The organism is Hymenobacter terricola (assembly GCF_017921975.2).
Lineage (GTDB): Bacteria > Bacteroidota > Bacteroidia > Cytophagales > Hymenobacteraceae > Hymenobacter > Hymenobacter terricola.
In genome coordinates, this window is the sequence record NZ_JAGEMO020000001.1 from 798,172 (window position 1) to 807,576 (window position 9,405).

Here is a 9,405-nt window from a genome sequence, read left to right on the forward strand (position 1 = left end):
CTAATGGCCGCTCTGCGCAAATGCCTAAGTACCGACGACGAATTCCGGGCAGCTGTAGCGGCAAGTCTGTCGGTGCGGCAGGTTTTGGGTCGCATTGGCCTGGTGCCAGCCGGTGGTAATTACAAAACGGTGCCCGGCCGTATTGCTAAGCTCGGGTTGGATACCGGCCATTTTACGGGGGCGGCCTGGAATAAAGGGCCGCGTTATCAGGCGTTCGGTAAATGCGCGCCATTGGCGGAAATCCTGGTTGAAAACTCGACCTATAACTTCACGCATGGGTTGAAAAAACGCCTGATAAAAGAGCAAGCGAAAGAGCATCGTTGCGAGGAGTGCGGCCTGAACGAATGGCGCGGCTTGCTTATTCCATTAGAATTGCATCACTGCAACGGCGTCAACAATGACCATCGCTTGATAAATTTGCAGTTACTTTGCCCCAATTGCCACGCACAGACAAATTCTTATCGGGGTAGAAGCAAGCTAAATTCCTGAGCCAGAGTGGTGTAATGGTAGCCACGAGGGACTTAAAATCCCTTGTCTTCACGGACGTACGGGTTCGAGTCCCGTCTCTGGTACAATAAAGGCCCTCTACGGTATTGTGGAGGGTCTTTTTTAATCAATAGGGTACAGCCTGGGGTGCATTGACTTTTTGGGGTTGAGAATGCGTTTATTGGGGTCCTCTCAGAAAACGGAAAATATAGCATGTTAAGGCCTGGAAAGGGGCCGCAGGGGCTGAAATTTGCCGGGTGCCCGTTTTGTGCGCCACGAATAATCGCCCGTCAGGTTGATGTGCTTCCATCCCAACGGCAATAAGCAGGGCAAAAGCGCCTCTTGCTGGGTCAGATGCGCGAGGCGCTGTTGCAGTTACCGTTCCCCGTTCCGTTCCACGGCCAGGGGTAGCTCGCCGGCTCGGACCCACGAAGTTGTCCGGCTAATCGTAGATTGGTGGAAACTGAGGTGGAGAACACCCCCTAGGTCACCTTTTGCAGCGGGTTGCCTACGGGAAGAGTATCGCCTTCCGGAGCCCGGCGGCCCCACCAGGTGGCCAGCAGGGAGAACGTGGTGTTCATGATGGGGCCGTTGACGGCCGGGGCAAGGCCCACGGTGGCAATCAGGCCCATTTGAGCGGCGATGCCCGAGGCGAGGCCGCCATTTTGCATCCCTACTTCAATGGCGATGGTGCGGCTATTGAGCCTGGATAAGCCAAACAGGCGCCCGCCCCAGTAGCCCAGCAACACACCCACCGTCATGTGCAGAAACATGGCCGCCACCAGCGCCGGGCCCACGTGCAGCAAGTTGTCGCGCCCGGCGGCGGTGATGATGACGATGATGCCGGCAATGCCGACCATCGAGAGCTTGGGCATCACCACGTCCAGCCACTTCGCCTTGTGGTGAAAGAATTGATGGAAAAACACCCCTAAGAAAATGGGGATAATGACCAGCTTCAGGATGTCGACAAACATGGCGCTGAAGCTCACCGGGACGAACTGACCGCCCAGGTAGTTCATCAGCAGGGGCGTCATCACCGGGGCCAGCAGGGTAGAAACCGCCGTGACGGTAACCGATAGCGCCAGGTTGGCTTTGGCAATGAAGGCGATGACGTTGCTGGCCAGCCCGCTCGGCATGCACCCCACCAACACCACGCCGGCCGCAATTTCGGGCGGAAACCCGAACACTTTGGCGATGGTGAACCCCACGAAGGGCATGATGGTGTAGTGGCACAGCACCCCGATGAGCACCGCCCGCGGCATTTTCAGTACGCCCGCCAAATCGCGCCAGCTCATGGTGCAGCCCACCCCGAAGGTGATGAGCTGCAACAGGGGCACAATCAGGTTCTTGACCGGGAAGCTACCCACATGGTCGAAGTACTGCGGGAACGTGAGCGCCACCGTGACCGAGGCCAGGATGGCGACCGGGTAGGCGAAGCTTTGGAGCCGGGGCCGCTGCATCATGCCGGCGGCCAGCAGCAGCCAGCCGCCGGTGAGCGCCAGGCCGCCGGCCACCGGGCGGCCGCTGGCAAACCAGTAGCCGGCCGCGCCCAACGCCAGCAGCGCGGCCGCCAAGGGGGCTTTTTTCAGGGCGTCGCGCATGGTCACTGGGCCTGGTCGAGGAGATGGCCGACGACGTGCCGGGCCTCGGCCAGCGGGCGGGAAAGGAGGGGGAGGGGCATGAAGTCAGGGGGTTAGCGGGTCATTTCGTCGGCCGCCAGCAGGAGGATGCCCGGCACGAAACCCCGGAAATTCTGGTCCATCAGGTCAGTTTTTTTCTCCTCCGCCGTCACGGCCCAGCCCGTGTAGGCGTTGCGCACTTTGCCGTCGGCATCGACGCTTTTTTGGATAAACGCCCAGCCCTTGTCGCACAGCGCGTGGTAGGTGGGCGGCAGCCAGCCGTTGCGCATGGCTTCCTTTACCGAAGCCACCACCATCGCGATGCCCGTCACTTCTTCGGGGGTGGTGGGGTCGTTGACCAGCACGTGCAGGCCGCCGTTTTTGCTTTGGTACTTGGTGGCACCGTCGGCAATGACCGCCAGGGCCCCCGTGGCGATTTTGAACTGCGGGTGCGTTTTGGGCAGGTAGCGCAGCAAGCCGCTGATGGCCCAGGCCAGCCAGCCCTGCGAGCGGCACCAGTAGGTTTGCGACGGCTCGCCCTTGAACAAGCCGGTGTGCACCAGGCCTTTGTCCCGGTCCAGAAAATACCGGATGCCTTGGTTCAACTGGTAAATGGCTTGCTTCCAGTACACGTCGGCCACGGCTTTGTCGGGGCTCAGGGCAGCGGCAATGGCGTTGGCGCGGGTGGCCCAGTAGGCGGTGTCCGGGATGGAAAAGGCCGTGAAATTGTAGTCGTCGTGGCCCAGCATCCCGAACCGGTCGCGGGCGGCGTAGTGCAAAATGGCGTCGGCCACGTCGAAGCACACCCGCCGGGCCGTGGCGTCGTGGGTTTGCCGGTACAGCTCGTGCACCGGAAACGCCACGCCCAGGTTGGCCGAGTAGATGACGAAGGCCAGCGGGCCGTCGCGCAGTATCCGGGCCTTGGGGCCGTCGTACTGTTTGTAGTATTGTTCGTCGGTCAGCCTGGCATCGTGCTCGACGTGGTAGGCAAACCACTTTTTGGCGTATTCCAGCCCTTCCCGGTAGCCCCGGTGGGCAAAGCGCAGCAGGCCCTCGATTTGGATGGTGCCGTCCCAGTCGGTGTTCACGGTTTGAAATTCTGCTTTCAGCACGTTTTTCACCAGCTGCTTGAGGTTGGCGGGCAGCTTATCGGGCAGCCCGCCGGTCGGCGGTGGCCCCGGCATCGCCGGGACCACCGCCGGCGCGGCCGCCCCCGCGAACGGTGCGAGCAGATTGCCGGCCGCCAACGCCGCTACCAACCCGGTAAATTCTCTTCTTTCCATCTTATTTCGAATTGGGGTAAACGACAGTGGCCGTTATGGGATTGGCCAGCTGGTCAGCCGCTTGCTGTACATAAGCCGCAAAGCCGGCCTGGGTGGAAAAGCGCGCGTCGGTTTTTTCCCAGCAGGCAAAAAACCAGACCGTGTACGCGCCGCTTTTTTCGGGCTTCAGGGCCACGTAGGAGGTGTTCGGAATGGCCGCGGTGGCCCGGGTCGTGGCGTAGGCCGCGTACTGCCGGGCCGGAAACAGAATGGCCAGCCCCAGCTTCGCCTTGTCGCCCTCGGCCTGGCCCCCGTAGGTAGAAATGGAGCTGAGCTGTGCGTTGTGGTTTTGGTAGACCACCCGCAGCGTGTCGAAATTGGCCAGGCCGGAAACCAGCTGCTGGCGTTCGGTCAGGTTCAGAGTGATGCGGTTGGCGTAGTAGTAGTTCCCTTTTTCCAGGGCGATGGTTTCGCGGCCGTTCTGGGAAGCGCCGGCCCCGTCCCGGTTGGTGAAGCGCAGGGCAAACGCCGCCCGCAACGGGCCCTCGTACAGGGCCTGGAAAGTGGTTTTGTCGGCATCAGCCAGGCGGTGCAGGCCGTGGGCGTCCCGCACGGCCAGGGCCCCGGCCCCCAGCGAGCTGCCGGTGTGCAGAATGTCCATGCCCCAGGGTTGCAGCGTGTGCCAGCTGCCGATGACGCCCACCTGCTCCAGAACCGGGGCCGGCCGGATTTTGCCGTACACGTCCTTGCCGTTGCGCTGGTCAAAAAACGCCCGGAACGCCACTTTATCGTTTTCAATGCCGGGCCCTTCCAGCTGGTACACGGGGTCGGCAATATTTTGCGTGAACCCGCGCGGGCGCTCCAAAAAAGCTATTTCCGCCTCGGGCTGGCTCGTTCTGGTTTTTCGGCTGAAGCGCACGTTGGTCAGCTGCTCAAATGCCGGCTGCCGGGCGGCCCCTACCCAGGCCAGGCGGAGCGTGTCGCGGGCATTGGCGCCGAGGGAGGCTTCGAGCAGCAGCTCGTCCCACTGGCCGTCCGCGTCGGTATCAATCAGTTGGGTGACATACGTTTTGGCCCCCTTTTTTACCAGCGGAAAATAGCCGGCTGCCACACGTTGAAAACGCGACCGGGCGATGCTGATAATTTCGCTGGCTCTTGCGGCTTGCTGGGTATTGCGCAGCACAATCCGGCCGGGCGTGGGCGGGCCCTGCGCCCGGCTGGTGGCGGTAGTCGCTATAAAAAACAGCAGCTGGCCGCTACTTTTGAAAAGGCTGCTCATTGCATCAACTTTTTCAAACGCTTAATTGAATGACTGGCCATCTGATAAGCCCGGTTTTGTAGGGCCCTGGTGCCTGGTGGGCTTCCCCAGAGGGCCGCGGGCCTGGAGGCGGCTATTTGGTCAGCCAGCCGTTGGCGTCGAGCCAGTTGCGCAGGCGGTCGGGCCACTGGTCCTTGGTGGTCTTGTTATTGAGGCCGAAGCCGTGGCTGCCCTTGGGGTAGAGGTGCATCTCGACGGGCACGCCGTGGCGCAGGCAGGCCTGGTAAAACGCGAGGCTGTTGCCGACGCGCACCCATTCGTCGTTCTGGGCGTGGACCAGGAAGGTGGGCGGCGTCTGGGCCGTCACCTGCAACTCGTTGGAATACAGCCGCACCTGCTCGGCCGCCGGGGTTTTGCCAAGAAGATTATACCGCGAGCCTTTGTGGGCCAGGCTGTCGCTGAAACTGATGACCGGGTAGAGCAGCACCAGAAACGCCGGCCGCACCGACACCGGGCCGGGGCTGGGCCCCACCGGCTGGGCGAAATGCGTGCCTGCGGTGGATGCCAGGTGGCCGCCGGCTGAAAAGCCCATCAGGCCAATGCGCTCGGGGTTGATGTGGTATTGGGCGGCCTGCTGGCGCACCAGGCGCAGGGCCTGCTGGGCATCGAGCAGCGGCGCGATGGTTTTGTCGGGCTGGCTTAGGTCGTTGGGCAGACGGTATTTGAGCACGAAGGCCGCCACCCCCATCAGGTTGAGGCGCTTGGCCACCTCAGAGCCTTCGCTGTCAACAGCCAGGAAACCGTAGCCGCCACCGGGGCAGATGATGACCGCCGTGCCGTTGGCCGTAGCGGGGTCGGGCAGGAAAACCGTCAGGTTGGGCTGCACCACGGCAGAAACGCGCAGGCTGCCGCCGGGCGGGGTGAGGCTGGTTTCCTGCATCGCGCTCGGCTTCGAATCGGGAATGGTGCCGGTATAGAGCGGGATGACCTGCTGCGCGAGCCCCGGGCTGGTAGCCAGCAGCACGAAGCCGACCGCACGGAGGAACGAAAGTGGTTTCATAAAGCGGGGATTTCTGCGGCGGGCCCCAAAGGCCGGCAGCCGGGTAAACGGATAAGGAAAACCTAGTTTTTTCGAAACGTGAGGACCAGCGCGTCATTCGCTTTCACGGTAAATGCGCTGCCCGCCGGCCGGCCCCCGTACAGGCTGCCCGCTAGTTTCCAGCCGCTTTGCGTGGTCGTGGCCGTCGAAATATCTTCGGGGCTGTAATTGATTAACACGACCACCTTTTCGGTTTTGCTGGTCGCGTGCTCGGTCACGCCGACGAACGGATTGTCCTGCGTCAGGATGCGCTCCTGGAGGAGCGGCCGGGCTATTTCCTTGTAAATGGCTGCGTAGGCTGGCTGTCCTTTGTCGAAGGCGCCGGTTTGGGTGGTCAGGTTCATTTCCAGCGGAAACGTGAGCAGGTAAATGCTGCCCTTGCCATAAGCAGATTTCAGCAAAACCGGGTTGCCGTCCTTTTCCCTGGCCAGCACGGTGGCCTGCTTGGGGTCGATGAACAGCTTGCGCTCCGCGCCGGTGCTGAACCGCACGCTGTCGCCGAGCAGCCGGGCCGCGAAGGCCAGCTGGCCCCGGCGCTTGGCATTGGTGGCCACTTCCACGCCCAGCGGCCCGTTGAAGGTGGGCAGGTAGGCATCGTCGAGCGACATATACAGCGTGGCTCCTTGCTTCACCTTGTCGAGCAGCTTGAACCAGTAGTCCTTGCGGAATGGGTCGATGCCTTTCAGCGAAGGCAGCAGGTAGAGGGGGGCGTCTTTCAACTCCTGCCCGGCCTTCTGAAACTGAAAATCAAACCCGGCCTGCTTGGCCAGCACGAAGCTGGTGTAGGCCACGGCCCAAGTATCCTGGCCTTCGGTGAGGATGCACACGGCCTCGGTCTTGCGCGGCGGCAGTGTGCCGAATGGCAGGTTTTGCACGAAATGGCTGAAAGTTTTCAGCTCGCCCAGCACCGGCTTCGGGGTGCGGTCCTCCCGAATCAGGCCCAGCTCGGCCTCTACCGAGGCGTAGTTATAGGGCGGGTAGTTGAAGCTGAGCTGGTCGTAGGCGCACCACCAGAACGTGCCCTTGCAGTCGTGGGCCCAGTTCGAGAACAGCGCCGTGCGGGCAAAAGCGACCTTCTCTTTCTCGCCGCCGGTCATGGGGCCCATCACGCCGGTTTCCTCCGTCAGGGCCGGTTTGCCGCCGATGTCGCCGTACAGCCGGGTTTCGGCCGCCGCGTGCAGGATGGTCCGCATCGTGTTGATGCCGTCCTGACTGGCGTACTTGGTCCAGAGCGAATAGGGGTGCGCGGTCAGCACGTCGGTGGTGGCGGCCTGGTCGATGATGCGCCAGGGCGCGTCGTCGGCGGCGCTCAGGCTGTGCATGCCCGAGACCACCGGCCTGGTTGGGTCTTCGCTGCGGATGGCCCCGGAAATGACGGCCGACCACAGGTAGGCCTGGTAATGGTTGTCGACCTTCTGCATCACGTTGCACTCGTTGCCAAAGTCCCAGGCCAGGATGGCGGGCTGGTTTTTCAGCCGGTGCACGAACGTGGTGACGAACTTCTGCTGCCAGGTCAGCGCCTCGGCATCGGTGAGAATGTCGCGGCCTTCCAGCGCCGGCGGCACGTAGAGCTGCCCGCTCATCCAGCCCGTTACCAGGCCCACAACCAGCCTGAGCTTGTACTTCTGCGCCAGCACGGCCAGCGTTTCAAAGTGCTGGAGCTGCTCTTCGCTCAGGCCGCTGCTACCCACGCCGGTGGCCGGCAGCGGCTGGCCATCGGCGAAACCAATGTATTTCGGGGCCCCTTCGCCGGCGTAAATCTGGTGGATGGGCTGAAAATCGGGCCACAGCGGAAACACCCGCAGCACGGTGATACCGTTTTCGGCGAGCTGCTTGAAATCCTGCTCAATCACCGCCGGCCGCCAGTCGCGCCACATGTGCGTGCCGGCGTAGGAGGCCCAGTAGTTGCAGCCCACCGAAAACGCGCCGGGCTGCGTGAGGACGTTCGGCGAAGCGAGCGGCTTAACCTGCGCATGGCCGGGGTGGCCCAGCAGCGCCAGCAGGCCGCCGAGCCACAGGCGTTTGCAGCCTCGTAGAAAAGGATTGTAGCTGAGCATAGGGCGAGCGTACGGTTATTGTTTTTAGGTTAGTGTGGGCCGTCTTTTTTCAATGATGGCGGCTAGTGGGCGGCGATAATCAGGGCCAGCCCGCCGAGGTAACAGAGCAGCATCCCGTTGATAATCAGCGGCGTGCCGGGCGGGGCATTTTTGAATTCCTTCCAGATGTAGATGCCCCAGACGGCGGCCACCACTGTCGCACCCTGGCCCAAGCCATACGAAATGGCAGCTCCTGCCTTGCCCGACGCAATGATGCTGAACGCCATGCCCACGCACCAGATGGCCCCGCCCAGCAGCCCCATCAGGTGGCTGCGCCCACTGCCCCGGAAATAATCGGCGTAGCCCACGGGCGCGCCGCTGAACGGCCGCCGCATCAGCAGGGTGTTGAACAAAAAGTTGCTCAGCAGCACGCCCCCGGCAAAGCAGAACACGGCCGAGTACGGGCTGAGCTTGCCGGCCTCCGGCACGGTGAAATCCGGGAACATGGACGCCGCCACGTACTTGTAGAAAAATCCCATCAGCAGCCCGGCCACCACCGCCAGCAGCAGCCCCCGGCTCGACACTGTTTGGGTCCCGGCCGCCGCCCGGCGGTAGGCAAACGCATTGAGCAGAATGGCCACCACCACCAGCCCCACGCCCAGAAACAGCAGCGTGGAATTACCCAGCGGGTTACCCAGATAGTTGACCACTACCCCACACACCAGCGCAATGCCGATGCCCACGGGAAACGCCACCGACATGCCCGCAATGGCAATGGCGGCCACCAGCAGAATGTTGGCCGCGTTGAAAATGATGCCGCCCAGCACCGCCGAGCCCACGGCGGCGGCATCGGCCTGCCGCATATCGGCCACGAAGCCGCGCCCGGCGCTACCAGTGCTGCCCAGCGTGAGGCCAAACACCAGGGCCGTGAGCAGAATGCCCAGCACGTAGTCCCAATAAAATAGCTCGAAGCGCCACTGCTTGGCGGCCAGCTTTTGGGTGTTGGCCCACGAGCCCCAGCACAGCATGGTAACCAGGCAGAAACTGACCGCCGTGGCGTAGGTATTGATGATAAACATGGAGAAAAGGGGTAGTAGTGGAAATGTTGCGGCGGGGTTACCTCACCCCCGGCCCCTCTCCCGCGGAGAGGGGAGCCAGACGATTGTAGCACGTGCTTTATTAGCTTGTGCCTTTTTGCACGGTCCCGGCACAAGCTAAAGTTTGCGCTACACGGCATCCGCGCCGCCGTGGCTCCCCTCTCCGCGGGAGAGGGGCCGGGGGTGAGGTGACCCGTCTAAAGCTTCAGGCACCGGAAGCCGAGCGTGCCGGCCCGGTCGTAGCCCGCCTTCATGATGAAGTATTTGCAGTGAAAATCCAGCGGTTGGGCCCCGCCGGGCGGGCTGTTGGTGGCCTGGCCGGGGAAATACCAGCGCGACGTTTGCAACTGCCAGCCCGCACAGCCGCTGCGGAGCGACACGAAGTGGTTGTGGCCGTCGAACCGTTCACTTTCCGTCCACTCCCACACTTCGTTGTAGATGAAATCGCGGCCGTTGGCTTCGCCGGCGATTTGCCATTCCCATTCGGTGGGCAGGCGCAGGCCGGCCCAGGCGGCGTAGGCGCGGGCATCGTCGAGGCTCACGTACAC

8 protein-coding genes and 1 tRNA gene are annotated in these 9,405 nt (G+C 62.6%); 2 read left to right on the forward strand and 7 right to left on the reverse strand.

What is annotated here, in order from left to right; translation table 11 throughout:
• Positions 1-3 precede the first annotated feature (3 nt).
• Both J4G38_RS03125 and J4G38_RS03130 read left to right on the forward strand, forming a co-directional pair.
• The gene (locus J4G38_RS03125; RefSeq protein ID WP_210518411.1) at positions 4-489 is read left to right on the forward strand and encodes an HNH endonuclease signature motif containing protein; all 486 of its coding nucleotides are present in this window, start codon (positions 4-6) and stop codon (positions 487-489) included.
• Positions 490-572: transfer RNA gene (locus J4G38_RS03130), tRNA-Leu, on the forward strand. It begins immediately after the preceding gene.
• A gap of 396 nt (positions 573-968) precedes the next feature.
• Here the strand turns inward: J4G38_RS03130 and J4G38_RS03135 are convergent.
• The 7 genes from J4G38_RS03135 to J4G38_RS03165 all read right to left on the reverse strand — a co-directional run.
• Entirely contained in the window at positions 969-2,087 is a 1,119-nt protein-coding gene (locus tag J4G38_RS03135) for a bile acid:sodium symporter family protein (RefSeq protein ID WP_226163088.1), read from the reverse strand.
• A gap of 92 nt (positions 2,088-2,179) precedes the next feature.
• The gene (locus tag J4G38_RS03140; RefSeq protein WP_210518412.1) at positions 2,180-3,388 is read right to left on the reverse strand and encodes a glycoside hydrolase family 88 protein; all 1,209 of its coding nucleotides are present in this window, start codon (positions 3,386-3,388) and stop codon (positions 2,180-2,182) included.
• A 1-nt stretch (position 3,389) separates the two neighbouring features.
• Positions 3,390-4,646, reverse strand: a complete 1,257-nt coding sequence (locus J4G38_RS03145) for a DUF4861 family protein (protein ID WP_210518413.1) — start codon at positions 4,644-4,646, stop codon at positions 3,390-3,392.
• A gap of 112 nt (positions 4,647-4,758) precedes the next feature.
• Complete coding sequence (locus tag J4G38_RS03150; RefSeq protein WP_210518414.1) at positions 4,759-5,685, reverse strand: alpha/beta hydrolase; 927 nt, start codon at positions 5,683-5,685, stop codon at positions 4,759-4,761.
• 62 nt (positions 5,686-5,747) lie between these two features.
• Positions 5,748-7,781 (reverse strand): glycoside hydrolase family 2 TIM barrel-domain containing protein, encoded by a 2,034-nt coding sequence (locus tag J4G38_RS03155; RefSeq protein WP_210518416.1) that lies wholly within the window; start codon positions 7,779-7,781, stop codon positions 5,748-5,750.
• 62 nt (positions 7,782-7,843) lie between these two features.
• Positions 7,844-8,839, reverse strand: coding sequence for a GRP family sugar transporter (locus J4G38_RS03160; RefSeq protein ID WP_210518417.1), 996 nt, complete (start codon positions 8,837-8,839; stop codon positions 7,844-7,846).
• 215 nt (positions 8,840-9,054) lie between these two features.
• Positions 9,055-9,405, reverse strand: a 351-nt coding sequence (locus tag J4G38_RS03165) for an SUMF1/EgtB/PvdO family nonheme iron enzyme (RefSeq protein WP_226163090.1), incomplete at its 5' end; no start/stop codon positions are given.